The sequence below is a fragment of the Larkinella sp. genome, assembly GCF_965227735.1.
Taxonomy (GTDB): domain Bacteria; phylum Bacteroidota; class Bacteroidia; order Cytophagales; family Spirosomataceae; genus Larkinella.
This window is the reverse complement of the sequence record NZ_OZ245776.1, coordinates 1,490,579-1,515,439: the sequence shown is the minus strand read 5'-3', so window position 1 is coordinate 1,515,439 and position 24,861 is coordinate 1,490,579. Positions and strand designations below refer to the sequence as shown.

The following is a 24,861-nucleotide window of genomic DNA, read 5'->3' as shown; positions in this document are numbered from 1 at the left end:
CGACCGCATTAAGAAATATATAAAGCCAAATCATCCTAAGTCTTGTTTAATTGCCTCGTACATCAATCTGGCGTAATACGTAGAACTGGTTTTGATCCGAAAATTTCGGTTGTAGGCAGCCTGACTCTCCAGCAAACCGGGTGTGTTGACTAACTTTTCGATGGATTGCCGGAACGCTTTGGGGTCATTTGGCGGACACACAAATCCATTGATGCCGTCGAGTAGCCATTCCCGGACTGCTCCCACGCTTTCGCTGCTGATGATGGGGAGTCCGGCGGCAATCGCTTCATTGATTACAACGCCCCAGCCGTCATACCGGGAGGCAAAAACGAAGATGTCGGCCAGGTTGTAGTAATAAGGTAACTCACTGGCCTGAACAAATCCTGTCAGATGAATGCGCTCATCATTTCCAATCAATTCCTCCAGATAATGACGTTCATTCCCGTCACCAATAATTATGAAAGAAACGGGCATATCACTGCTTTTCACGGCTTTAATTAAGGTTGCCATATTCTTCCTGGTAATCAGCGAACCTGATGAAAGAAGTACAAGCTGATTGGTGCGTTTATAGCGGCTTCGGATGGAATCTATTTTGTCATGATTTAAATTGTTTTTATCGAAGCGGGTGATGTCGATATTGTAAGGAATGATTGAAATAGACGATGTAAAACCGTAAGATTGATAAGATTGTGCCGCTTCTTTTCCACCCGAAAACAAGCGTTGACAGGCCCACTTTACCGGAATAAGACTCAGTTGCTTCACGTATTTTTTAAAGGGAGAATCTGGATCCGTCAGGCGCTCCCCAAAAAAGGCAATGGTCTTATTTTTAAATTTAGAAATAATCAAACCGACCATCGTATTCGGGATCCAGTAAGCACCACTGAAAACGACATAATCGGCTTGGTCACGGATCAATAATCGGATGATGGACCAGCTATAGTGGTAATCTTTCAGGCGTTTCTGAATCCACCGGGCAACAATCGTATCCGTTAAATACTGAATTTGATAGGGACGGTTTTCGGTTTTGATCGACCATTGCCGGTCCGTTTCCGTTTTGGCGTAGTAAACCACCGTTAAATCAAAATAAACCGACAGTGCTTCAAAGAAGTCCTGTTGATAGGGGGTTGGAATATTGGTATAAAAACTCAGTCGAATTTTTCTCATAACCGGTTTTAGTTCGTGCCAGCAAGGTCCTGGTATACCGCCCGAATTCCTTCCCGAAACCGCGCCCAGGTGAACGAGCGGGCCTGAACGGCGGCCAAACGGCCCATTTCAAACCAGGTGTTCTGTTCGGCTATGGCGGCATCGAGCAAAACCGCCAGCCGCTCCGGATTGCGGATGGGTACCAAATACCCGTGCTTTCCTTCCACGATGACATCCGGCCCGCAGGTGTTCTCCGTCGTGATGACGGGCAATCCGGTCGCCATGGCTTCCAGAATGACATGCGCGAAACCTTCCGCCAGCGAAGGCAGAACAAACACGTGACTCTGCTGAAGCTCCTGCACCAGCCGACTCAATCCAATGGCTTCGTGTACTTTGATTTTCAGGTCTTTATATTCTTTTAAAATGTTGTGGTCGATGTAGCCGCGTCCACAAAGGATCACCTCAATGGTGTGGCTTTTCAGCAAACGGACGGCCTGCAACAGATCCGCCAGCCCTTTGCGCTGGTTCATGCGGCCCACAAAAATGATTCGGAATGGATGGGCCGCAGGAGCCTTCCGGCGTTGCGGAAAAGCCGCCGTATCGACGCCATACGGTACGACCCGAATCTGCTCGGCGGCCAGGCCATTCTCGATCAGCGTTTTTCGGGTAAACTGACTCGCGACAACGCAGGAAGTGGCCAACTGCGGTTCGGCGATCAGGCCTTCCAGCCGCTGATCCGCCAGCGAAAACTCCGTTTCAGCCCGAATCGACTGGCTGGCAAACGGCAAACGATCGATCTCCTCCGACAGAAGCGTCCGCACTGAAAGCGGATGCGGATGCAATTGGAATAAAATCCGGTGCGGAATGCCAGCCTGTTCGGCCTGTTGGAAAGCCTGAAAAGCGTAGTAGCTGTAGAGAAACAGGTTGCTCCCGGCGGCTTCCGCAGTTCGTAAGGCGGTAAGACTGATTGCTTTATCGATGGCGGAGCTGTAGTCGCGTTGCAGGGCGTGCGCTTTCGCGGTTTTCCAGGAAGCGGGCAGGGATAGGCTGATTTTAGCCGCCGATAAACCCGGACAATACCGCTTCTGGGCGTAAGAGGGTAGGCTTTGGTACAGCCAGTCCGGGGCATAGGACTCGGTAATTAACTGATTTAGCCAGTTGGCTTCGTGCAGCGCCAGACTCAGTTGGTAGTGGTCGCGGGCACCGGCATGGGCGGTTACGGATTGGCGGAGTCTGCTCATTTGCGTAAGGGGTTTAACCACGCGAAATCCGTGACAAGGGACGGCACCAGTTTCCCGATGCGTTCTTCCGAAAGAATGCTGAGGCTGTTCTGAAAAACCTGAAACAGCATGAAACCGTCACCCAGTAAAAGGCCGATGGCCATGCCGGCCAGTCCATACGACGGAATCAGCCAGGTGGCAGCCAGCAAAGAACCTAAACTGCTGACCACGAATGCCAGAGCGATCGATTGGTGCCGGTTCACCGAGATGGCCGTGGTGGCGCTGCTATTCCATAAACTGTAGGGGAGAGACGTTAGCAACAGCAGGGTGAAAACGGGTTGTTCGGGTTGTACGGCACCTTTGGTCCAAACGGAAAGGATCGATCCACCGGTGATTTCCAGGACAATCAGAAACAGCAGCGACGACCAGAGCGCAATCTGGCAAACCCGGCGGTGGAGCAGAATCGCCGTGGAATAATTGTGGGCCACCAGCGCGCGAGTCAATTCCGGCCAGATGGCGGAGGTCAGGACGTTGATGATTTGCCGGATAAAATTGCTGAGGGTACGCAGTGTCGTGTAGACCACCACCTGAACCGGGGTCATGAAAGCGCCAATGAGCAGTGTGCTGCCTTGCAGAACGATGAATTGGCCAGTGCAAATCCAAAAAAAGCCAGCGAAGGACTAAGCAGGGGCCGGATTTCGGCCAGGGGAAAAAAGCCGGTTTTGACCTGACGAACCCAGGGGTAGCGGTGGCGATACCACAGAAACATCCCCGCCCAGCTACTGCCGCGCACCACCGAATAGGCCATTGCCACCGCAGCAGCCTGGCTACCGGTGCGCACCAGCACGATCACCACGGCAAATTCGAGCAGACGTGTGCCGGTAATCCAAATCCGACCGCTGGCGTTGTCTCCTTCTGCCCGGGGAATAGTGCTGAGGAGTTCCTGCTGAAGAGCCAGCACCACATACATCATCAGAAAGAGCAAAGTCTGCCAGGCGTCCGATTCGCTGATGTGGTTGATCTTCAGCCAGGTCGTAAAACCGGTGAGTTTCAATCCGAGCGCCAGAAGAACCGCGCCCAGACCCCCAAAGCCAAGAATCGCGGTGATGCCATTTCCCAGGAGTCGGGCCGCTTTCAACTCGTCTTTTTTATTGACCATAATCAGCAGTTCATTGGAGAGGGCCGAAGCGAGCCCGGCATCACTCAGACTCAGGTACGACGGTATGGTAAACAACAGCAACCACTCGCCGTAATACGTCAATCCCCAATGCTGAATCAGCAGCGGCACACTGATCAACTGGATCAGAATTTGGCTGGCCTGACCCACTACGCTGGCCGCTATGGAATGTAAAACACGGCGAAACATTGTTTCCGGGATTAAATGACTCATTACGATTCCCGGCTTACCAAACCGGCTCTGTGCGATTACTCGGCCAGGCTTTGGCGCATCCGTCCGATCACATCGAACCCCACTGCCAGCGCCGTTATACTGCCCACCACAAACCCCGCCAGCGTATACAGGATTACCAGCACCGTGCGCCGGGGCGACGATCGTTTCAGGGGAATTTTGGCGGGTTCCAATACCTTAAAAACGGGTGTTTGTTCCTGCACCTTAATTTTGGCCTGCTCAAATTGCTTGGCCAATTCTGTATAAACGACCTGAGAAATGGTCAATTCCGCTTCGATGCGCTGTTTTTCCATGGAAGCGGCCTGCACCACCATGTATTTGTGCTGGTCGTTGTAGCGGAACAGGCTGTATTGAGCAAGCTCGAAACGTCGTTTCGCTTCTTTCAATCGGTTGGTATAAAATTCAAGGTCACGGCGAACTTTCTCCGTACGATAATTCGATACGTATCGGGTTAAATAATCCAGGGCGATCTGCGTAACAGCCGCCACCGCCGTCGGATCGGGCATGCGGGCCGATACCGTAATGATGCCGGAGCGGGTGTCCATTTTCGCCGAAACCCGCTGCTGAATGTCTTCCAGCAAATCCTGCTGCTCCTGCGTGAGTTGGAGGGTGTTCGGATTGGCATTGGGCCGGAGCGGGACCGGCTTCTTTTTGGATGTGAGCCACGACCACGAATCCGGTGTCGTTAGCATGGCAGACACGCTTGTTTTGCCGCCGTCGCTGGTCGGAACCGGTTGTTCCAGCAGCGACAGAATAAAGGGCGTGCTCTGCAACACGTTGGGATACAGGTCGGGACGAACGGCCTCGACGCCCCCGGTTTCGCCAAATTCCAGACCGGCAAAACCGGCCACGGAGGCCAGTTTCTGAAGCACATCGCCCGTTCCCTGGCTAATTTCCGGCATAATTCGCGCTTCAGAGACGTATTCAGGCCGGGTTAACAAAGAGACGACAACGCCGGTCACCGCAAAAAGAGCCGTGATGGAAAGCACCCGGGTCCGGCTGCGCCAGAGCACCTTTCCAATTCGTCCGGGCGATAAATCCATCCAATAACCGGCTTGAGGAGACTGGGTGATGGTCACATGGTTTGCTGTCGTCATCAGAGTCGCTGGTTAAAATAATCGGATGATGGTCAGGACGACAGCCGCCAGGGACGTGATTCCGGTCATGACAGCCACCCGCTCTGCGGGCGATAGTTTATTTTCTTCCCGTTTTGGTTTGGATGGAACAACCAGTTCCATCCCCGGATCAGGTTTGGGAAACGAGCGAAAAAGCAGAAGCTGTTTTGTCCGCCGGATTTGACCGTTGGCATAAATGGCGTATGCTTTTCGGCGTTGGGCTTTTGACGTAAAACCGCCCGATTCGTTGATGTAGGAGCGAAACGATTTGGCCTGATTAAAATCTACCGTCGATGGGTTCAGGACTTCTCCGCGGATGCGGACTAATTCAACTTTCCGGGGAATAACGATGGAATCGCCCGTCAGCAGAAGCAGGTTGCCACTGTCGGTTGGTTTTTGCAGAATTTGATGAATATCGATCGAGATCAGCTCTCCTTTTCGCACAAACCGGGTTGCTTTCAAAAAGGCGCTGGTTTGTAACCCGCCCGCCCGATCGATCAAATCCGAAATCCGTTCCGATTTGTCGCGGATAGCGTAACGTCCCGGATAGTTGACTTCTCCCGTTATGGTCACCATTTTTTGCTGTTCGTACCGGGGCGACGTACGCACAAACACTTCATCGAAAGGCTGGAGACTGAAACGGGCATCCGCTTCGCTAAGCCGGAGGTGCTCATCCAGATCAAACTGAAAGAGCCGCACGTTCTGATTGGTTGGTAAACCCGTGGAATCATTCCGGATTCGGCGGGCAATTTCGATGCGTGAGGCCGTGGCACCTTCGGTAAATCCACCCGCCAAAACAATCAGGTTGGCCACGCTCATGCTGTCGGCATAGTCGAATGTTCCCGGTTTGTTGACCGCTCCCTGCAGGGCAACGGTTCGCTTCTCCCGGAGGTCACTGTACGCCAGAACGGTAACATTGTCTTCGCGTTGCAGCGGAATGTCGGTCATTTCTCCCCGCATGAGTTTCCCCAGATCAACAGAAATCAATTCCGGATCGAGGTTTTTACGAAGCCGACGGATGGTAGCCCGGTTCAGAAACGCGTCTTCCCGCAAGCCTTCCGCCGACGAAATGAGCTGTTTAAGGGTAGCATTGTTTTGCAACGCGTATGTGCCGGGCCGAAATACGGCCCCGCTGACCACCACCCGGTTGCTAAAGCGATCGGTAATGCTGCCGACCTCAAACTGATCTCCGCGCTGGGGTACAAAGGCATCGATGGCCGTGGCCGGAATGGTACCGATTTCGAGTTCTTTGGGTGTATTCCGGCGCAGGGTCAGCGAGGCCGTATACGCCCGGTCGGTGAAACCACCGGCAAAAGCCAATACAGTTTTCAACATTTCCCCCTTTTTGACTTCGTACAGACCGGGCTGTTTCACCTCGCCACTCAACACCACCCGGGTGTCATAATGGTTGACGAAAATGATGTCCTGATCCTGTAACCGAATGTTGTCTTTCTGGTCGGCTCCAAGCAGAAAGTCGTAAATGTCGAGTGTGCGAATCTGGCGGTTGGCGCGGTATACCCGGATGTCGCGAAACGAACCGCGGCCGGGGTCCGGTCCGCCAGCGGCATACAGGGCATTAAAAACCGTTCCCAGTGACGACAGGGTATAGGTGCCGGGCCTGACGACCTGGCCAATCAGGGTGACTTTAATGCTGCGGATGTTTCCCAGCGACACCTGCGCCTGGATGCCACTGCCAGGGGTGTTCAGGCCCGCATACAATTGCCGGAGCCGGGCAACGATGCGCTGTTCGGCCTGTTCCATCGTCAACCCATTGACGGATATGGGGCTGAGGTTTTCCAGACGAATCGTGCCTTCCGGATTGATCCGGCTGCGGTAGGTTTGCTGGGCGTTCCCGAAAATATCGACGATCAGCTCATCATCCGGGCCAAGCTGGTAGTTTTTGGGCGTTGGAATCCGGAGATTGGGTTCGAAGGTCAGGTTCGCGTTGGTAAACAGAGAAGCACCAAAGACCGTCGGGGTGTGCAGGGCGGTTTCGCTGGTGGGTGGCGTCGGAGCAGGAACCGGCGAGTCTTCCGACTGGGTGCGGCCGCCGGTTGGCTCGCGAACCGGTTCTGATTTGGGGGCAGTGTTGAGGTCGGAAACCCGCTGGCGCATTTTCGTAATATCGGCCTGGGTAAATCCCCTGGATAAGGCCAGTTGTTCGATTTGTGCCTCAGAAAGTCCACTCGATTTGGCTTGCTGAATAAATTGCTGAACCTGCTCTTCGGTTAAATCCGCCACTTTTTGCGCTACGGAAGAGGTCAATATTCCGAAAGCCATGATCAATGCCAGGCCGGTCTGCCAGTGAACTGTTTTGCAAGATATTCTACCCCAAAAAATCACGATGAAAGTGCTATAGTTGCGTTGAAGCGGCTGGGACATGGTCCGGGCTCTGTGTTGTAAATATAGCCGGATGGCCCGGGGCAGTCGTGTAGAAAACTAGCCAAATATGGGCAGGGGAGGGGTTGGTCTACCCGAACGAATGTTGATTTGTCTGTAAAATAGAAAATTTACTATAGTCCACGCAATAGAAACCGCCTAGCTTGCAGCGTTATCCTATGGAGGTAGGGTAACTCTTTGAAACGTGGAACAACCCGGCCTGTTAGGGCCGGGTTTGTTTTTTGTCAGGCAAACAGAATCTCGGCGATTCGGTGGGCGGCTTTTCCATCCCAGAGCGGGGGAATGGTGCCTTTTTTGGCACGGCCTTCCAGAATCTCCAGCACTTTGCCATGAACGGTTTCCGGGTTCAGATCGGCCAGCAACTGGTTGGTGCCGAGTTCGACGGTCACAGGACGTTCGGTGCTGTCGCGGAAGGTCAGGCAGGGAACCTGCAGGTAGGTCGTTTCTTCCTGAATACCGCCCGAATCCGTCACGATCAGGGCCGCGTGTTCCATCAGGTTCAGAAATTCCAGATACCCCTGCGGTTCCATCAGCGTCAGGTTGGCGATGGCGGAAAGCCGGGATGACAGGCCGAATTTTTCCAGGTTGTGGAGCGTCCGCGGGTGAATGGGAAACAGGATTTTTTTGTAGGGAGCGGTATCTTCGATGATTTGCAGGATGCTCCGTAAACCGGCTTCCGTGTCGACATTGGCGGGGCGGTGCATTGTCATCAAAATGTACTCCTGCGGCTTTAGACCGAGCTGCTCAACGGTTTTGGTTTCGGCGGCTTTCTGGCGGTAATGCACCAGGGAGTCGATCATGACGTTGCCCACAAAATGCACTTTTTTGGCACAAACGCCCTCGTCCTTTAAATTATCCAGACCGGCCTGCTCGGTGATGAACAACTGGTCGGAAATGCTGTCGGTCAGGATGCGGTTGATTTCCTCGGGCATGCGCCGGTCCCGGCTCCTCAAACCCGCTTCTACGTGAACCACCGGAACGTGCATCTTAACGGCCACCAGCGCGCAGGCAATCGTGGAGGTGACGTCGCCCACCACCAGCACCAGATCCGGCTGCTCCGTTTCCATCACGGTTTCAAATTCCAGCATGATTCGGGCGGTTTGCTGCGCGTGCGACCCCCCACCAACGCCCAGAAAATAATCGGGTTTCGGAAGCTCCAACTGGCTGAAAAAGACGTCGCTCATTTTGGCGTCGTAATGCTGTCCGGTGTGAACGATGATCGAGCGAACCTGCGGGTAGTGTTGAAAGGCCCGGTGAAGGGGTGCCACTTTCATGAAGTTAGGCCGGGCACCGACGATGTTCAGAATCTTGATTGGTTTAGACATGGCGAAGACGGAGAAAGCAAGTCTGCCGACGGGTTGGGCTGCGGTGCGAAGCGAAACGCCCAAAACCGCCCGCGATTCGGTTTACGACAAAGTACAGCGCGCGGAAAGAAAGCATTCGTAGTAATTTTGCCAATCTGCATCGCCTGGGCCGATCAGGAATAAAAAAAAGCCCCGATGGAATCGGGAAACCGGCTGGAATTCGCTTATTTTCCGAAAAGACGTTCCCACCACCGACTGTTTTGTATCAAGTTCCATGACCCATTCCCTTTACCGACCCGTTCTGTCCATCGCGTTTCTGTGGAGCGTCGTTTCGGCGCTTCATGCCCAATCCATTGCCCGTCTGCCGGTGTATTCCGGCGAAGAACTGCGGAGCAAAACTGACTGGCTTCTGGCTGCCCCAGCCCAGAAATCGGCGGTTTATCGAACCAAAGAAGGTTTTCTGGCCCTGAGCAACGGGCTCATTACCCGAACCTTTTCTCTTGAACCCAACGGCGCATCGGTCGGTCTGGATAACCTGACGACGGGGGAGTCGCTACTGCGGTCGGTGTCGCCGGAATCCATTCTCTGGATCAACGGCCACGAGATCAAAGTGGGCGGGCTGACCGGCCAGCCCATCCAGAACTACCTGCTGACGAGCTGGCTCAAAACCATGAAAGCCGATCCGTATAGCCTGAAAATGCTGTCGTATGAGGTTTCTCCAATTAAAAAACGGATGGAGTGGAACCGCCGGACGGCCTGGTCGACGCAGAAAGCCGACTGGCCCCCCAAAGGGCTGGAAGTTACGTTTACGTACGGAACGACAGATGACATCATCCACAATAACCAAAACCGCCTGACGTCCGATGACCGGCGCACGAAACTGCTGGACGACGGTTTTCGGAGTCTGTCGCCTGACTGGAAAATCATGGCGTCGCCGGGCAATCAGTCCGCGTCGTTTACGAATGAAGGCAAAGCGGGTGAAATTCAGATTCCGGCCAACAGCACGCTGTTTGCGGAACGACCATTGCCCGAAAAAACCGCCGTGGTGATTTGCAAACTCAATTCGGGAACGGATCAAAGTGTGTACTACGGGCCGGGTGTGGCGCTCACATTTGCGGATCGGCCGCCGTTGAAATTCTATCTTTCGCCTGGTAATCGGCAGTTTGGTTTTCAAAATGGCGATCAGGGGGAGTTTTTCGAGGGCTTCGATCCCGCCAAATCCTGGTATCTGCGCATCGAACTGGCGTTGGGTAAAGTGCTTTTGTCGGTTTCGGAAGACGGTATTGGTTACAAAATGCTTCGCACACTCAACCTGGACTCGGTTCCGAAAGGCATCCGAATCGGGAAAACCGATCAGAAAGGCGCTACCTCGGAGCAGCCTGCTTCCCAATCGACGGGCCGCTGCCGGATTGAGCAGTTGACCTTGCTCGGTGGCCCGCAGAATCCGGGGGCTGATCTGGATTTTCTGAACGGTTTGGTCGTGAAAGTGCATTACGAATTGTACGACGGTTTGCCGCTGCTCAGTAAATGGGTGACGGTCGAAACCGCATCGGCTGATGGCTTTGTGTTGAACAATCTGCGAACCGAACACCTGGCCGTGACCGAGGCCGAAAACTCTGTGGAAGTCAAACGGCGCTGGGAATTGCCGCCGATTTTTGCCCAGAGCGATTTCGCATTCCAGTCAATGGCGCCCAACGCGTCCGAAAATGCCTGTGTCGAATGGCAGGAAGACGCGACGTACCGCACGCAGGTCAATTACAGCCTCAAAACGCCGTCGGTGCTGGTTTGCCAACCCCGGCAGGGCGTTGGGCAGAAGATTGTTCGCGGGCAGTCGTTTGAAAGCATGCGGCTTTGGGAATTGCTCTATGACTCCGGTGACCGGGAACGCCGGGGGCTGGCGCAGCGGAAAATGTACCGCACGATCGCGCCCTGGGTGACCGAAAATCCAATCCTGATGCACATCCGCAGTTCGGCCGACGCCGACGTGAAAAAAGCCGTCGATCAGTGCGCGGAAGCCGGTTTCGAAATGGCCATTCTGACGTTCGGCAGCGGTTTTAACATCGAAGATTCGACCCGGCAAAACCGGCAGCGCATGAAGGCACTGAAGGACTACGCTGCCTCGAAAGGCATTGCCATTGGCGGGTATTCCCTGCTGGCCAGCCGGTCGATCGATACAGAAAATGACGTGGTGATGCCAAAGCCCGGCATGACTCCCATCTTCGGTCATTCGCCCTGTCTGGAAAGTGCCTGGGGACAGCGGTATTTCGAAAATTTATACAGCTTTTACAAAGAAACCGGCATGGACATCCTGGAGCACGACGGTTCATATCCGGGCGACATTTGCGCTTCCACGAGTCACCCCGGCCACGCGGGTCTGGAAGATTCGCAGTGGAAACAGTTTGCCCGAATCCGTGATTTTTACCAATGGTGTCGCGGAAAAGGCATTTACCTGAACGTGCCCGACTGGTATTTTCTGGCGGGGAGCAACAAGATTGCGATGGGCTACCGCGAAACGAACTGGTCGCTGCCCCGTGAATACCAGGAGATTATCGAACGGCAGAATATCTACGATGGTACCTGGGAAAAAACGCCGTCGATGGGTTGGATGTTTGTGCCGCTGGTCGAATACCACGGCGGTGGCCCGGCGGCTACCATCGAACCGTTGAAAGATCATTTACCGCATTACGAGCAGCGGATGGCGAATCTTTTCGGGGCGGGTGTGCAGGCCTGTTACCGCGGACCGCAGTTGTACGACGCGCCGGAAACCAAAGCCGTGGTGAAAAAATGGGTGGGCTTTTACAAGAAACACCGCCCCATTCTGGACGCCGACCTCATCCACCTCCGCCGACCCGACGGGCGGGATTACGACGCCATTCTGCACGTGGATGCCGCCGGAAAAGAGAAAGGCCTGCTGATGGTGTATAACCCGCTGGATGAGCCGATTACGAGAACGTTGACGGTCGATTTATACTATACGGGTTTGAAAAACCGGGTTGCCGTGAGCAAACAGGACGGCGCGTTTGCGAGTCGGCCGCTGGATGGGAGCAAACTAACGCTGAAAGTCAGTATTCCCGCAAAAAGTCAAACCTGGTACGTATTTCAATAAGCAATTCGTCTGGAAAGCCATCTATTTACGGTCTGCTATGAGATTATTTTCCTTGCGACGATGATGGCAAAACCTTCGGCTATGACCGCGGAAAATTTTCCTGGACGAAACTGGACGTGAAAAAGAACAAAAAACGTGAATTGACCGGTAGCTGGACCGCGCCCAAAGACCCGAATTGCCACTGCACCACCGTTTCCTGGGAATTCATGACCCGGTGAGGGGTTCGGTAAAAGTATGGTTCTACAGAACAATCCGTTCCGGCGGAACCGAACAGCGTAGCGTCGGTAGTTGACACGGTATCTCATACCCCAGCGTGCCGTGAGGTACGCAACGATTCCCATCAAACAGCCGGTTGTGTACCTGACGGCACACGGGGAGGGCGGGAAACTGACGTTGCTACCGCTCCGGCGGCCCGGCGACGCTGCGCTGTTCAGCTCCTGACGGAGCAACCTCAAAACCCGGCATTGGCGCATACGTTTCAAGGCGACCTATGACCTGTCGGTCAGTTCAGACAGCGGGGCGTGGTGGCCAGTGTCTGCTTATTTCGCTCCAGTTCCATCAAAACAGCTTTGGCAAAAGCCACTTTGTCGGACTTCCGGTATTGCTCGATGGGCTGACTGCGAGTCAGTGTGAAGTTTTGATTGGTTTGTTGGCAAGCGCCCCACAAATCGGGATTGAGTTTGATTTTGTACTGACGGATGGGCGTATCTGCGCCAAACCAGAGATTGATGATGTTACTGACGGTTGGTTTAATGACGACACTCATGATGTGGTTGTTGTATGTGTTGATAAGCCGAAGGTAAACTTCCGATAAATAAGTTGCTAAATAATTTTGTGTCAGCGGTTAAAACGACGGTTTAAGCCGCCGAAAACCGTGGATGAAGTGGTATGTATTGCGATAATCGATTTTTGCCAATTATTATTTAGTAACGGCAAACGGCTCCCGTTGTTCTGCTTTGAGCTGGAAATTTGTCTCTTTTTCTAGTAAATGGATATTTTTACAAATAGTATTATTTTATTGCATTATTTATAGATGATTTGTGCCGGGTTCGAGGATAGCCAATGGACAGAATTGATTTTATCGGCACCCTGAAAGTCCCTGGTATTCGCGTACGTTCCTAAACCGTGATCAATGAAAATTCGAAAAATGAATCTTTTTAAGAAAGGATTCAATACCGGGATGCACAAAATGGTAGCGTCCGGTTTGCTGCTGGGAAGTTGCCTGCTGTCGGGTATGGAGCTGCGGAAGACGGCCCCGGATACCGGTAAAGACTGGCCTGCTTACGGGGGAAACAAAGCCGGCAACCGGCACTCGCCACTCACCCGGATCAACACCGAAAACGTCCGGAATTTGCAGGTGGCCTGGCAGTATGATGCCTCCGAAAAATCGGATCCGAATGACCCCGCCCGCAAGCGGGGCCGCGCCATTCAGTGCCAGCCCATTGTCGTGAACGGCATTTTGTATGGCACCACGCCCGAACTGAAACTGTTTGCCCTGAAAGCCGGAACGGGCGAACAACTCTGGAAATTTGAACCTTCGAAAAACGACCGGCTGAACTCTAACCGGGGCGTGATGTACTGGGAAAATGGGAACGAGAAACGCATTTTGTACACCGTAGGGTCGAGTTTATACGCAGTCAATGCCAAAAGCGGGCAAATCGTATCCAGTTTCGGAACAGATGGGCGGGTGGATCTGCACGAAGGGCTACAGACTAATCTGGATCATGACGTCAGCAAACTGTCGGTGACGGCCACGTCGCCCGGAATTATCTACCGGAACACAGTCGTGATGGGGTCGAGCGTGTCCGAATCCGGTGATGCGGCTCCCGGTCACGTGCGGGCGTTTGATGTGGTGACCGGAAAACTGAAGTGGGTTTTTCATACGATTCCGCAGCCCGGGGAGTTGGGCTACGACACCTGGCCGAAAGATGCGTACAAGAAAATTGGAGCCACGAACAACTGGAGCGGGCTGTCGCTGGATGAGAAACGGGGCGTAGTTTATTTCGGCACCGGTTCTCCGGCTTCGGATTTCTACGGGGGCGACCGCCAAGGTGCCAATCTGTTTGCCAATTGCATTCTGGCACTGGAGGCCGAAACCGGCAAAATGAGGTGGTATTACCAGACGATTCACCACGATCTGTGGGACCGCGACCACCCAAGTCCGCCGAACCTGATTACGTTGAAACGCAACGGAAAAACCGTCGATGCGGTAGTGCAGGCGACGAAAGACGGATTGGTGTATGTGCTGGATCGGGACAAGGGTACCTCGCTGTTTCCGGTGGAGGAACGCAAGGTGCCCACGAACGGCTTGCCCGGCGAACATCCGTATCCGACGCAAAAATACCCGCTGAAACCGCTGCCGCTCAACCGGCAGGTGTATACCGAAGCCGATATTACCGACCTGTCGCCGGAAGCCCATGCCTACGTGAAAGAACGGTTTTTGAAACTAAAAACGGACAACAAATTTGCGCCCCCCAATACGACCGGAACCTTGCTCTTTGGCTACAGCGGTGGTGCTGAATGGGGCGGAAACGCCATCGATCCGCAGGGAATTCTGTACCAGAACGTCAATGAAGACCCCTGGGAACTGGTTATGACGGAGCGGGCCAGCCTGACTACGCAGAAAAACCCGGTAACGGCGGGGAATGCCCTGTACATTGCCAACTGTGCAGCCTGTCATGGCCAGGACCGGAAAGGTAGCGGACCGGAACTGCCGGGGCTGGTCGATATTGGTAAAAAACGCTCGGCGGAGGAGATCAAAACGCTGCTGAAAACCGGCAGTGGCCGGATGCCTTCGTTCCAGCACCTGTCCGAAAAAGACCGCGATGCCATCGTTGCCTTTTTGCTGAACCGGGAAACCGGCCCGGCGACGGTCGCCAGCGCCCCGGCTCCGGCGGCTGCCAACCCGGGCGGTTTTCCGTACGTACCGGCTTACGTGAGCAAAGTCTGGCAGCGGTTTACGGATCAGGACGGCTATCCGGGCATCAAGCCGCCCTGGGGAACGCTCAACGCCATCGACCTCAACACCGGGGAGTATCTCTGGCGGGTTCCGTTGGGCGAATACCCGGAACTGACGAAAAAGGGCATTCCCATCACCGGAACCGACAGCTATGGCGGGCCGCTTTCTACGGCAGGGGGACTGGTGTTTATCGCGGGTACCCGGGATGAAAAGATCCGGGCGTTCGATAAAAAAACCGGCAAGGTAGTCTGGGAATACCAGCTTCCGGCGGGCGGTTTTGCCACCCCGATCACCTACGAAATTGACGGGAAGCAGTATGTGGTGATTGCCGCTGGTGGCGGCAGAGGCCAGAAAATTGGAGGAAATTATATCGCCTTTACCTTGAAATAAAGGAGCAGAACCCGCTTTACAGGGTACTGATGTTGATGTTAGGACGGTGCTTCTGTGCTGATCCTACTCCTTCGCGTACTTCGATCGCAGTCGCCGGGCAACCTCGTCGGCCAGTTCGTCGCGCATGTTGTCGAAGAGTTGCCAGCGGGAGGGTGGGAAAGGGTCGGCCCGTTTAAGCAAATTGCCATTGAGTGCCCGATCGTCGCCACTAAAGGTTTCCCATTCGGTAACCCAGTGACGGTTTTCCCCAAGGGGTTCTTCCCACAAGACGTTTCCTGTTTGCGTATCCACCGCCCACATCCGTAAATCCAGGCCGGCGCGGATTTCCAGCCGGTGGGTGGTTAACGTGCCACTGACTTTCTCCATGATGTCGACTTTGGTGGAGTCGTTGATTTTTTTCTCGCCTACTTTATACGCCTGATTGCTGTAGATGGTGGCGGAAGAGGAGAATGTATTTTCGGCGAAGGGCAAATAACCGGTCACCTGCATCTGGACGGCCTGATGAATCGGAAAACCATCGCCCGCCTGTTCAGTAGGCAGGTAAAGCTGTACGAAATGGGATGGTTTGGGGTTGCGTTCAACGCGTTGAAAAATAAGCTGTTGTAGTTTTCGATTCTCCTTGATACTAATTTCTCGGGTCGGATGCAGGGGGTCGACAACGATGCGGAGAATGGCAAAAGGCAAAACCGCTTCGGACTGGGCGCGGGCCTGTCGGTAGTTGGGTACCCAGCTCAGTGCTTTCTGGTAGTGCTGGTAAGCTTCTTTGGCCGCTAAACGGTTTTCTTCGCGGAAGGTAAAGGCCTGTTCAGCAACCTGGTACCGGTCGGCTGCGGCCAATTCCCGTACTTCATTCTGCCGATCCACATACGAAGCGGGGTAGGCTGCCAGCCACTCCGCACAGGCCGGACATTGCCGAACGAAGCCGCGCCGGGCGTTGTCGGTCAGGTTTTGCAGGTGGGCATATTCCTGAAAAACCGTCTCCCACCGAAAGGTTGCAGGCTGATTGGGGTCAGCCGGTGCGGCTGAGGAGAGCCGCCGGATGACAGTTTGATGCTGATCGTACGCATGTCGAAAGGCTTCTTTCAGCACCTGAGGAGCCGTTTCATAGCCCCGCTTAAAGAGCCCGCGCGGCTGATTGAGTCGCTGAGACGCTTTTTCGACTGCGAGGTCGAAATTGCCCTGATGAAGTGCGGTTTTGCCACTGCTGCACGCTGTCAGCAGCGGAGCGAATAAGCCGAAAAACAGAACCAGGCGAATCATACCCTAAACTACAAATTTTGCCCATTTGACCCATTATCCGGTAATGGGTTTATCATTGACCCTGCAATGGGTCATTCCGTTGGATTGCATTCGCCCTGTTTTTTGACCCGGTTTTGCTATCTTGCCATCATCACCTCATCCGCCGGTTTTCGAATGCGCAACAGAGCCGACACAACCGCACCGGGTAATCTCAATTCCGTAGAGCAGGCGAAATTGACACAGGCACCGGGTCGGCGGCTGATCAATCGTTGCCCGACGTTGGGTAAGAAATGAGCTGTTGCCACTTTTGTGGTACGGAGCCGCCATTGTGCAGTAGAATTTCTGGCCCATTTTCGCCGGCCTTATCTGCCTGCGTGTCTGTAAGTTATTTTTTTGACCTGAATCACAATGATCCTAAACCGCATGATGAAGTTTGCACTCCCGGTGTTCCTGTTTTTTAGCAGTGCCTTTGTGGCAAATGGGCAAAGTAAAGACCCGCTGGACCGTGTCGTAATTACCACTCAAAAGGAGAAACCCCGGGTATATTCGGAAAACGGAGCCGTGTACGTCAATGTGCCCCCGAAGGAGGTCCGCCGGTTTAAAGCCGCCGGATTGGTGCATTACAGCAACTTCGGTGCCAGCGGCAAGGGCAAAACCGATGATTCAGACGCGATCGCTGCCACCCATGCCTTTGCCAACCTGCACGGTCTTTTGGTGAAAGCCGATGAGGGAGCAACCTACTATATTGGAGGGGAAGAGCGCACCGCAGTCATCCGAACGGACACCGATTTCGGTACGGCAGCGTTCATCATTGACGATACGGAAGTGGAAAATCGCAATGCGTCTGTTTTCACGGTTGGCTCAGACCTTAAACCGTTTAAACTGGAAACGATAGCTTCGCTGAAGCGAAATCAGGAAAAAATCGACGCATCTTTGCCGGGTCCCTGCCTGATTACGGTTAGCAATTCGAATGTAAAACAATACATTCGGTTTGGGCTCAATCAAAACAACGGGTCGTCGCAGACCGATATTTTTGTGGTCGACAAACAGGGCAACGTGGATAAGAATGCTCCCATCATCTGGGATTTCGACCAGATTACGGAAATCACCGCGCTGCCCATCGATGAGAAACCGCTAAAGATTACCGGGGGACGATTCACCACCATTGCCAACAAAGCCGAATCGAAGTATACGTATTACAACCGGAACATTGCCATCCGGCGGTCCAACGTGCTGGTGGAAGGGCTGGAACACCGCGTTACGGGCGAAGAAGACCACGGCGCGCCCTATGGCGGTTTTATCAACATCGGAGACTGTTCCTATGTGACGATTAAAAACAGCATTCTGACCGGACACCGGACCTACAGCACCATTGGCGCGGCCGGTAAGCCGGTCACGATGGGTACGTACGACCTTTCGGCCAATCGCGCACTGAACGTGTCTTTCGTGAATTGCCGCCAAACCAATGACATCAACGACAACCGGTACTGGGGTATTCTGGGTTCTAACTTCTGCAAAAACCTGCTGTATGACCAGTGTACGCTCTCCCGGTTTGATGCCCACCAGGGGGTTGCCAATGCCACCATCCGCAACTCGACCCTGGGGCATATGGGAATCAATGCCATCGGCAGTGGACTCTTACTGGTGGAGAACTGCACCATCCGTGGCAGAAGTATCGTAAATCTGCGCTCCGACTACGGCAGTACCTGGCAGGGAGAACTCGTAATTCGCAATTGTGTTTTCGTACCGGCAGATGGCAAACCAGTCAGTGCCGCCCTGATCAACGGATACAACTCCGGTCAGCATGATTTTGGTTACACCTGCTACATGCCGGAACGCATTACGATTGAAAATCTCCGAATAGAAGATTCCCGGCATCCCGATAATTACCAGGGCCCCGCCATTTTCGCCAATTTCAATCCGGAAATGACCGACCATTCCTATCAGGAGAAATTTCCCTACGTCAAAACCAAAGAGGTCATTCTTCGGAACGTAACCACTACCAGCGGAAATGTACTTAGAGTTAGCGATAATCCGTTGATGTTTAGGGAGGTAAAAGTGGACGTGGGTCGGTGACGTTTTGTGAATTCCTTACGCGGCCTTAATTGATTCAAAGTAATTTATCTCATAGTCATGCCCTTCCATTAGCATCCAGATTTATTCTAATTTCTGTGTGTATGGTTTTGTTTCTATCTCCATAACCGCAGACAAATAACTTAATCCCGGACCAGGCGAACCGAGAGTCCGACAGCAACATCGACATCCCAACGGAACGCTTTTTTTAAATTTTGTTTATTGCTACTGGGAGGACCACCATAGTGAAAGTTCCACTCCCAGGCTTTATCGACCGGGTTAGTAAGTGAAGACGTCCAAAAGTTACCGAGAATACCTTGGAACATATAACTGCCATCAGGTCTTCGAAAACCTCCTGCAAGAGCATCGAACCCGCTGCTATTAGTGCCGTTACCGTCTTCATTCCAGCCTTTGACGCTTTTTAGCGCTTCACCGGCCTGGTCCGTACCGCCAAATTGATTCACAAGTATAGCCCATTCGCTATCAGTTGATAAATGCCAACCGCTGGGACAGGCTTTTTTCGCTGCCTCCCAGGTGTAAAGCAAGCCCAGCTCTTTTCGATTATTCTCATTGTCATCATAAGCATAGCTACCTTCAACTTTGTAGTTCAGGTTTTGTGCCATCCAGGTAACGGTTTTGCCCGTCAAAGCTTCTTTAAAGCTGACCGTTTTATACGTCTGACCATCACGCAAGTCAGTGAAGGTACCGGTAGATTGGGCAATTCCCACTTGAGTAAAAAACAAGGTAACAAGTACGGTTAAGCTGTGTTGTTTCAGCATTGCTATTTCAGGTTTAGTGTTGTATTCATAAGGCTAATCTAAAAATTCATAAGAGATCTTTCCAAAAAAAGGACGGATTCTTTACAATCATAATTGATTAATTTTCAAGTGCCTTACAACGGAGTATACCCTTTTTAGGTCTGTAAGGTCAAACCCTTTTGCGCAATGAGACAGTCAACTTTTGTTATAATGATCTTAACTTTGTCGGCATCCTGTTATAAGAAAGACATCACACCAGAATGCGGCTGTGACAGCAAGCTTTATCAGGAATTAGTTAAGGTGAAAGCCTCTTATTCAGGACATGGCACTTTCCTTTATATTGATCCTCAAAGTTCAAGTAAAATTGTACCGGTACAGCTTTGTGACACTACCTTAGTTGATCCAACTTGGCAACCTTCAACCACGTACAACTTTATCCTTAGTGGACAAAAGAAGTCACCATGCTATGTACCAGGCGTAGATAATTTTACGACTGTCTACCCATTAGTCCCTACTCAAATCGTGAAAGATTGAAAGTCCATAAAACGTGGGATGAAAAAGTGACTTTGGATCAAGAGCAAAAGTTGTGGAGAACGTTACATTTTTTGCACTTGATCCCGGGCCACCGCCGATGCCCCGGTTTGGGTTGAATAAAAAAACGCCAGCTCTTTTGAAGCTGGCGTTTTGGTCTTGTAGTTGGCGGATCGGACGGGACTCGAACCCGCGACCTCCGCCGTGACAGGGCGGCATTCTAACCAACTGAACTACCGATCCATTTTTATTCCGCTTTCATTTCCTGAAAACGTGGTGCAAAGGTAGCTGCTTTTAGACATTACGCAATACCTTTGCCAAAAAAAACAGATAAAAAAGGATGAAAAAACCATTTCCGACTGAGTACCCGGTAGGGAGCTTTTTTGCCAAATACATCGATCTGGTTGATACCGAGAACGTTATTGATCTTTTGCGGCAGCAGCAGGCGATGGTAGAAAGTTTATATAAAAATTTAACCGTCGTTCAGCAGGACTATCGGTATGCTGAAAGCAAGTGGTCGCCGAAAGAAATGCTGGGCCACATGATCGATACCGAGCGGATTTTTGTCTACCGTGCGCTGTGCATCGCACGGGGCGAAAAGCAATCGCTGCCGGGTTTTGACGAAAACGTGTATGTCGACAACGCCAATTTCAGCGCGCAGTCACAGCAGCAATTGGTGACGCACTACGGCTTCGTTCGGCAATCGACCCTGGCCCTGGCCGAAAGCCTGACGGAAGAAGCCCAGCAACGGATCGGAACCGCCAACGGTTCGCCCCTGTCGGCCCGCGCCTTTTTCTCCATCTTGGCCGGACACGAACGGCATCACCTGAATATCCTGGCGGAACGCTATGGCCTAAAATGACGATACGCGACATCACGACCTGCCTGGAAGCCTGGGCTCCGCTGGCCTATCAGGAAAGCTACGACAATGCGGGGCTGATCGTCGGGGATGCCGCCACCGAAATAACCGGTGTTCTGGTCACGCTCGACGTTACGGAAGCCGTGGTGGAGGAAGCGATCCGGAAAAACTGCAACCTCATCGTGGCGCATCACCCGATTGTGTTCCGGGGTTTGAAAAAGCTCAACGGTCGGAATTACGTCGAGCGGGTGGTGATCAAGGCCATCAAAAATGACGTGGCTCTCTATGCTGCCCACACCAATCTGGACAACATCGCGGGTGGGGTTAGCTTTAAGATTGCTGAAAAACTGGGATTGCAGCAGGTACGGATTCTGGCCCCGAAATCGGACGTGCTGATGAAGCTGGTCACGTTCGTGCCAAATGAGCAGGAGGGACCGGCATTCAAAGAAGCCACGCAGACCGTTTTAAATGCGCTATACGAAGCCGGCGTCGGACAGATCGGTCAGTATGACCACTGTAGTTTTCGGACCGAAGGGATGGGGACATTTAGGGGAAATGACACATCAAAGCCCGCGCTTGGAAAATCGGAGAAAGACACCCGGGCGCACGAAAACCGGATTGAAGTCCTCTTTCCAGCCTACCTTCAGCCTAAAGTGCTGGCGGCTTTGCGGAAAGCGCATCCCTACGAAGAAGTGGCCCATTATCTGACCGCCCTGACGAACGAAAATCAGGAAGTGGGTTCGGGAGCGGTGGGTGAACTGCCGGAACCACGCAGCGAAGGGGATTTTCTAGCCCATCTGAAAACGCAGATGAACCTGTCGGTGATTCGCCATACGGCGTTGCGCGGCCAGCCGGTGCGTCGGGTGGCGGTGTGTGGAGGAGCGGGCGGTTTTTTACTGAATGACGCCCTGCGGGCCGGGGCCGACGTATTTATTACGGCGGATTACAAATACCATGAATTTTTTGACGCCGACTCGCGTATTCTCATTGCAGACATTGGACATTACGAAAGCGAAGTATTTACTAAAGACTTGATTCAGCAGTATTTGTTGAAAAAAAATGATACCTTTGCGGTAATTTTGTCCGAAATAGACACCAACCCGGTGCTATACTACTTATAGGCAGATAAAACCGCACGAATGGAACTGACGATTGCTCAAAAACTCGAAGCACTTCTTAAACTTCAATCAATTGATTCTCAGCTTGATGAACTAAAAAAGATCCGCGGTGACCTTCCGGAAGAGGTGCGTGATCTGGAAGATGATATTGCCGGATTTGAAACCCGAATCGGTAAATTCAATGCCGATATTCAGGTGTTAGAGGAGGAAATCGACCGGAACAAAGCGATTAAAAAGGATTCGGAGAAGCTGATTACCCGGTATAAGGATCAGCAGATGAACGTTCGCAACAACCGCGAGTTTGACGCCATCTCGAAAGAAGTGGAACTGCAAACCCTGGAAATTGAACTGGCCGACAAAAAGATCAACGAAGCCTCGTTCAAAATCCGCAACAAGCAGGAAGAAATTAAAGCAACGCAGTCGGCGCTGGACGAACGCAAGGAAGATCTGAAAGCGAAAATGCAGGAGCTGAACCAAATCACGTCCGAAAGCCGGGATGAGGAGAAAGCACTGTTGAAAGACCGTGACGACCAGGCAACGCACATCGAAGAGCGGTTGCTGAAGTCTTACAATAAAATCCGGGAAAATGCCCTGAACGGCTTGGCCGTTGTGGTCGTGAAACGCGGTGCGTGTGGCGGTTGCTTCAACGTCGTGCCTCCCCAGCGGCAGGCCGATATCCGGGATAAAAAGAAAATCATCGTTTGCGAGCATTGCGGACGGGTCTTCGCCGATGTCGAAGGCGTTCCCGAACCGGTTTCGTCGCGTCGGTAATTGATCGCATTCTTTTCCGTGAAAAGGTCGCCGGGTTGGTGGCCTTTTTTTGTATCCCTGTCCCGGAAATGGCCCCGAAACCGGTTCCGGAAATTTTACTTTCGCACCATGCGGATTTTATTGCTTTTGCTGGCTTTCATTGGAACGTTTACCCCGCTCCAGGCCGCCGGTTTTGACTTTACACCCACGCTCCAGCGCGCTTATGCCGACGTGCTGAAACTGAAAGTACAGGACGGACGGCGGATGCTGGCGGGTGAGTTGGCGCGGGAAAATGGCGTGGCGATTTACGTCGATAATCTGGCCGATATGGTCACCCTGCTGGTTTCAGACGACCGGAAGCTCTACAGCCAATGGTCGGATCGGGAGGATCAGCGGCTCGACCAGCTCCGGGATCTGGACGAAAATTCACCCTGGCAGCGGTTTGCGCAGGCCGAAGTGCGGTTGCACTGGGCGTTCGTCAAACTCAAGTTCGGGCAGGAAGTCAGCGCCTGCTGGGATGTGATCCGGGCGTATAAACTGCTGGAAGAAAACCGCAAAAAATTCCCCGGCTTTCTGCCCACCTACAAATCCCTCGGGCTGTTGCACGTCATGATTGGCGCGGTTCCTGATAATTACACCTGGGTGACCCGAATGCTGGGCCTGCGCGGAAACATCAAACAGGGGATGCAGGAACTTCGGACGGTTTCCCAGAAAGATGCCATTTTTCAAACCGAAGCGCGGCTGATCGATCTGCTGATCCGGGCCTACGTGCTGAAATTTACGGCCGCGGATGCCGCCAATCTTAAAAAGATGGTGCAGGACAATCCGGATAACCTGCTGCTGAGTTTTTTTGCCACCTCCGTATTCATGAAAGACGCCCGGAGTGAGGATGCCCTGGCTTTTCTGAACGACCGGCCCACCGGCCCCGATTACCTGGCCTTCCCGATTCTGGAGAATTTAAAAGCCGACATCCTGCTCCAGAAAGCCGACTATCAACAGGCGGCTACGGTTTATCGTACCTTTTTGAATCAGTACAAAGGCGTTAACTTCCTGAAAGACACGTATTACAAACTGTTTCTGTGCTACTGGCTCCAGGACGACGACGCCAAAGCCCTGCCGTATCTCCGGCAGGTTAGTCAGGCAGGCGGTTCCGTCGTGGAATCGGACAAAGCAGCTCAGAAGTTCGCGGAATCGTATTTTAAAAAAGGCGTTTCGCCCCAGCAGAAAATTTTGATGAAGGCCCGATTGGCGACGGACGGCGGTTTTTACGAAACCGCCCTGATAACTTTAAAAAATTACACCGAATCCTCGTTTCCGCTTTTAAACGAGAAGGCCGAGTTTAACTACCGCAAAGGCCGGATCTACCAGCGCGCGGGCGATGCAGACGAAGCGTTGCCGTATTTTGAGCGGGCCGTGAGTCTGAGCGAAACCGATCAGTTCTCTTACGGCGCGACGGCGGCCCTGCAACTCGGTTATATCTACCAGCAAAAGCGCAACCTGACCAAAGCCCGGCAGTATTTTCAGAAGGCACTGAGTTACAAAAAACACGAATACAAAAACAGCATCGACAACAAAGCCCGGGCCGCGTTAAATGAATTATGAGTTAAGAGTTAGCGCTGCCATATTACGAGGTAACGGCGGAGCCAACTCATAACTCATAACTCTTTAAAGGCTCATTAGTTCCTTGAACCGGATGGCCTGACGGCGGCTGATTTCGATCTTGTCGCCCCCTTTCAGGGTCACCAGCAGACCACCGCTGAACCACGGCTCGATCTTGTCAATCCACGGCAGGTTGATGATGTGTTTGCGGTTGGCGCGGAAAAACGTGTTGGGGTCTAAGCGGTCTTCCAGGCTGTTTAATGACTTCAGCACCAGCGGTTTCTGATCATCGAAGTGCAGCCGGACGTAATTGCCCATCGACTCGAACAACCGGACTTTACCGAGTTTGACAAACCAGCATTTCTCGCCGTCTTTGACAAATACCTGGTCATTTTCGCCCAGCACCTTGTTCGTGTCCCGGCGCGGGGCTTCCGTTTCGGGGGCATGGCTGTTCTCCTCGATACGGTTGATGGCTTCCGACAGGCGGTTTAATTCAATCGGTTTGAGCAGGTAATCCAGGGCATTATATTCAAAAGCTGTGATGGCGTATTCATCGTAGGCCGTTGTGAAAATAACCTCCGGCGATTTGCCGTCGATGGCTGAGAGCAACTCAAAACCGTTTTTTCCCGGCATCTGAATATCCAGAAACAGCAATTCTGGCTGAAGGTCATCGATCAGTTTGAGGGCTTCGTCGGCGTTGGCAGCCTCACCGATCACTTCAATTTTAGGAAAATTATCCAACAACCGGCGGAGTTCGTTCCGAGCCAGCCGCTCGTCGTCAACAATAAGGGTCTTCATTTTTTTTGGTTTAAGGTTGCAGGTTTAACGTTTAAATCGTTTATCGTCTAAGGTGTAAGATGGTTATTTAAATCGTTAAACCTGCAACCTT

21 protein-coding genes and 1 tRNA gene are annotated in these 24,861 nt (G+C 52.7%); 9 read left to right on the top strand and 13 right to left on the bottom strand.

Annotated elements, in window-relative coordinates; all coding sequences use genetic code 11:
• Positions 1-30: 30 nt before the first annotated feature.
• From ACO064_RS06025 to wecB, 7 genes are all read right to left on the bottom strand, one after another.
• On the bottom strand, positions 31-1,164 hold the full coding sequence (locus ACO064_RS06025; protein ID WP_421826490.1) for a glycosyltransferase: 1,134 nt from the start codon (positions 1,162-1,164) through the stop codon (positions 31-33).
• Between the two features lie 8 nt (positions 1,165-1,172).
• The gene (locus ACO064_RS06020; protein WP_421826489.1) at positions 1,173-2,384 is read right to left on the bottom strand and encodes a glycosyltransferase family 4 protein; all 1,212 of its coding nucleotides are present in this window, start codon (positions 2,382-2,384) and stop codon (positions 1,173-1,175) included.
• Positions 2,381-2,965, bottom strand: coding sequence for a lipopolysaccharide biosynthesis protein (locus ACO064_RS06015; protein ID WP_421826488.1), 585 nt, complete (start codon positions 2,963-2,965; stop codon positions 2,381-2,383). Before ACO064_RS06015 ends, ACO064_RS06020 begins: the two co-directional genes overlap by 4 nt.
• Positions 2,962-3,729 carry a hypothetical protein gene (locus ACO064_RS06010; RefSeq protein WP_421826487.1) on the bottom strand — a complete coding sequence of 256 codons (768 nt, stop codon included), beginning with the start codon at positions 3,727-3,729 and terminating at the stop codon, positions 2,962-2,964. Before ACO064_RS06010 ends, ACO064_RS06015 begins: the two co-directional genes overlap by 4 nt.
• A 59-nt stretch (positions 3,730-3,788) precedes the next feature.
• Entirely contained in the window at positions 3,789-4,868 is a 1,080-nt protein-coding gene (locus tag ACO064_RS06005) for a Wzz/FepE/Etk N-terminal domain-containing protein (protein ID WP_421826486.1), read from the bottom strand.
• A 12-nt stretch (positions 4,869-4,880) separates the two neighbouring features.
• A complete protein-coding gene (locus tag ACO064_RS06000) occupies positions 4,881-7,166 on the bottom strand; it encodes an SLBB domain-containing protein (RefSeq protein WP_421826485.1) in 2,286 nt (761 codons plus the stop codon).
• A 344-nt stretch (positions 7,167-7,510) separates the two neighbouring features.
• Complete coding sequence (wecB, locus tag ACO064_RS05995) at positions 7,511-8,599, bottom strand: non-hydrolyzing UDP-N-acetylglucosamine 2-epimerase (protein ID WP_421830995.1); 1,089 nt, start codon at positions 8,597-8,599, stop codon at positions 7,511-7,513.
• Between the two features lie 10 nt (positions 8,600-8,609).
• Between wecB and ACO064_RS05990 the strand changes: the two genes are divergently transcribed.
• From ACO064_RS05990 to ACO064_RS05980, 3 genes are all read left to right on the top strand, one after another.
• On the top strand, positions 8,610-8,732 hold the full coding sequence (locus tag ACO064_RS05990) for a hypothetical protein (RefSeq protein WP_421826484.1): 123 nt from the start codon (positions 8,610-8,612) through the stop codon (positions 8,730-8,732).
• A 132-nt stretch (positions 8,733-8,864) separates the two neighbouring features.
• On the top strand, positions 8,865-11,696 hold the full coding sequence (locus ACO064_RS05985) for a hypothetical protein (RefSeq protein WP_421826483.1): 2,832 nt from the start codon (positions 8,865-8,867) through the stop codon (positions 11,694-11,696).
• 318 nt (positions 11,697-12,014) lie between these two features.
• Positions 12,015-12,137, top strand: coding sequence for a hypothetical protein (locus tag ACO064_RS05980; RefSeq protein ID WP_421826482.1), 123 nt, complete (start codon positions 12,015-12,017; stop codon positions 12,135-12,137).
• A 61-nt stretch (positions 12,138-12,198) separates the two neighbouring features.
• Here the strand turns inward: ACO064_RS05980 and ACO064_RS05975 are convergent, their stop codons facing one another.
• A complete protein-coding gene (locus tag ACO064_RS05975; RefSeq protein ID WP_114410163.1) occupies positions 12,199-12,462 on the bottom strand; it encodes a hypothetical protein in 264 nt (87 codons plus the stop codon).
• Positions 12,463-12,828: 366 nt separating this feature from the next.
• Between ACO064_RS05975 and ACO064_RS05970 the strand changes: the two genes are divergently transcribed.
• A complete protein-coding gene (locus ACO064_RS05970) occupies positions 12,829-15,045 on the top strand; it encodes a PQQ-binding-like beta-propeller repeat protein (RefSeq protein WP_421826481.1) in 2,217 nt (738 codons plus the stop codon).
• 63 nt (positions 15,046-15,108) lie between these two features.
• Here ACO064_RS05970 and ACO064_RS05965 read toward each other — a convergent pair whose 3' ends face one another.
• The gene (locus ACO064_RS05965) at positions 15,109-16,305 is read right to left on the bottom strand and encodes a hypothetical protein (RefSeq protein WP_421826480.1); all 1,197 of its coding nucleotides are present in this window, start codon (positions 16,303-16,305) and stop codon (positions 15,109-15,111) included.
• A 116-nt stretch (positions 16,306-16,421) separates the two neighbouring features.
• Positions 16,422-16,589, bottom strand: coding sequence for a hypothetical protein (locus tag ACO064_RS05960; protein ID WP_421826479.1), 168 nt, complete (start codon positions 16,587-16,589; stop codon positions 16,422-16,424).
• Positions 16,590-16,710: 121 nt separating this feature from the next.
• Here ACO064_RS05960 and ACO064_RS05955 point away from each other — a divergent pair, with 121 nt between their 5' ends.
• The gene (locus ACO064_RS05955; protein ID WP_421830994.1) at positions 16,711-18,360 is read left to right on the top strand and encodes a hypothetical protein; all 1,650 of its coding nucleotides are present in this window, start codon (positions 16,711-16,713) and stop codon (positions 18,358-18,360) included.
• 140 nt (positions 18,361-18,500) lie between these two features.
• Here ACO064_RS05955 and ACO064_RS05950 read toward each other — a convergent pair whose 3' ends face one another.
• Together ACO064_RS05950 and ACO064_RS05945 are read right to left on the bottom strand one after the other, a co-directional pair.
• Positions 18,501-19,136 carry an FISUMP domain-containing protein gene (locus tag ACO064_RS05950; protein ID WP_421826478.1) on the bottom strand — a complete coding sequence of 212 codons (636 nt, stop codon included), beginning with the start codon at positions 19,134-19,136 and terminating at the stop codon, positions 18,501-18,503.
• A gap of 676 nt (positions 19,137-19,812) precedes the next feature.
• Positions 19,813-19,889 (bottom strand) — tRNA-Asp (locus tag ACO064_RS05945).
• Between the two features lie 97 nt (positions 19,890-19,986).
• Between ACO064_RS05945 and ACO064_RS05940 the strand changes: the two genes are divergently transcribed.
• The 4 genes from ACO064_RS05940 to ACO064_RS05925 all read left to right on the top strand — a co-directional run bounded on the left by ACO064_RS05940 (position 19,987) and on the right by ACO064_RS05925 (position 23,975).
• Positions 19,987-20,508 (top strand): DinB family protein, encoded by a 522-nt coding sequence (locus ACO064_RS05940; RefSeq protein WP_421826477.1) that lies wholly within the window; start codon positions 19,987-19,989, stop codon positions 20,506-20,508.
• Complete coding sequence (locus tag ACO064_RS05935) at positions 20,505-21,626, top strand: Nif3-like dinuclear metal center hexameric protein (protein WP_421826476.1); 1,122 nt, start codon at positions 20,505-20,507, stop codon at positions 21,624-21,626. Before ACO064_RS05940 ends, ACO064_RS05935 begins: the two co-directional genes overlap by 4 nt.
• 18 nt (positions 21,627-21,644) lie before the next feature.
• A complete protein-coding gene (locus ACO064_RS05930) occupies positions 21,645-22,394 on the top strand; it encodes a zinc ribbon domain-containing protein (RefSeq protein WP_114408998.1) in 750 nt (249 codons plus the stop codon).
• Positions 22,395-22,502: 108 nt separating this feature from the next.
• Complete coding sequence (locus ACO064_RS05925) at positions 22,503-23,975, top strand: tetratricopeptide repeat protein (RefSeq protein ID WP_421826475.1); 1,473 nt, start codon at positions 22,503-22,505, stop codon at positions 23,973-23,975.
• Positions 23,976-24,038: 63 nt separating this feature from the next.
• Here the strand turns inward: ACO064_RS05925 and ACO064_RS05920 are convergent, their stop codons facing one another.
• Complete coding sequence (locus ACO064_RS05920; RefSeq protein ID WP_114409000.1) at positions 24,039-24,770, bottom strand: LytR/AlgR family response regulator transcription factor; 732 nt, start codon at positions 24,768-24,770, stop codon at positions 24,039-24,041.
• Positions 24,771-24,861: the final 91 nt, after the last annotated feature.

Excerpts from the sequence above, each read along its gene's own strand:
- ACO064_RS06005 (WP_421826486.1), bottom strand. The coding sequence starts at position 4,868 with ATGACGACAGCAAACCATGTGACCATCACCCAGTCTCCTCAAGCCGGT.
- ACO064_RS05970 (WP_421826481.1), top strand. The coding sequence starts at position 12,829 with ATGAAAATTCGAAAAATGAATCTTTTTAAGAAAGGATTCAATACCGGG.
- ACO064_RS06000 (WP_421826485.1), bottom strand. The coding sequence starts at position 7,166 with ATGGCTTTCGGAATATTGACCTCTTCCGTAGCGCAAAAAGTGGCGGAT.
- ACO064_RS05955 (WP_421830994.1), top strand. The coding sequence starts at position 16,711 with ATGAAGTTTGCACTCCCGGTGTTCCTGTTTTTTAGCAGTGCCTTTGTG.
- ACO064_RS06015 (WP_421826488.1), bottom strand. The coding sequence starts at position 2,965 with ATGACCCCGGTTCAGGTGGTGGTCTACACGACACTGCGTACCCTCAGC.
- ACO064_RS05925 (WP_421826475.1), top strand. The coding sequence starts at position 22,503 with ATGCGGATTTTATTGCTTTTGCTGGCTTTCATTGGAACGTTTACCCCG.
- ACO064_RS05935 (WP_421826476.1), top strand. The coding sequence starts at position 20,505 with ATGACGATACGCGACATCACGACCTGCCTGGAAGCCTGGGCTCCGCTG.
- ACO064_RS05985 (WP_421826483.1), top strand. The coding sequence starts at position 8,865 with ATGACCCATTCCCTTTACCGACCCGTTCTGTCCATCGCGTTTCTGTGG.
- ACO064_RS05950 (WP_421826478.1), bottom strand. The coding sequence starts at position 19,136 with ATGCTGAAACAACACAGCTTAACCGTACTTGTTACCTTGTTTTTTACT.
- ACO064_RS06010 (WP_421826487.1), bottom strand. The coding sequence starts at position 3,729 with ATGTTTCGCCGTGTTTTACATTCCATAGCGGCCAGCGTAGTGGGTCAG.
- ACO064_RS05940 (WP_421826477.1), top strand. The coding sequence starts at position 19,987 with ATGAAAAAACCATTTCCGACTGAGTACCCGGTAGGGAGCTTTTTTGCC.
- ACO064_RS05930 (WP_114408998.1), top strand. The coding sequence starts at position 21,645 with ATGGAACTGACGATTGCTCAAAAACTCGAAGCACTTCTTAAACTTCAA.
- ACO064_RS06025 (WP_421826490.1), bottom strand. The coding sequence starts at position 1,164 with ATGAGAAAAATTCGACTGAGTTTTTATACCAATATTCCAACCCCCTAT.
- ACO064_RS05990 (WP_421826484.1), top strand. The coding sequence starts at position 8,610 with ATGGCGAAGACGGAGAAAGCAAGTCTGCCGACGGGTTGGGCTGCGGTG.
- ACO064_RS05920 (WP_114409000.1), bottom strand. The coding sequence starts at position 24,770 with ATGAAGACCCTTATTGTTGACGACGAGCGGCTGGCTCGGAACGAACTC.
- ACO064_RS05975 (WP_114410163.1), bottom strand. The coding sequence starts at position 12,462 with ATGAGTGTCGTCATTAAACCAACCGTCAGTAACATCATCAATCTCTGG.
- ACO064_RS06020 (WP_421826489.1), bottom strand. The coding sequence starts at position 2,384 with ATGAGCAGACTCCGCCAATCCGTAACCGCCCATGCCGGTGCCCGCGAC.
- ACO064_RS05965 (WP_421826480.1), bottom strand. The coding sequence starts at position 16,305 with ATGATTCGCCTGGTTCTGTTTTTCGGCTTATTCGCTCCGCTGCTGACA.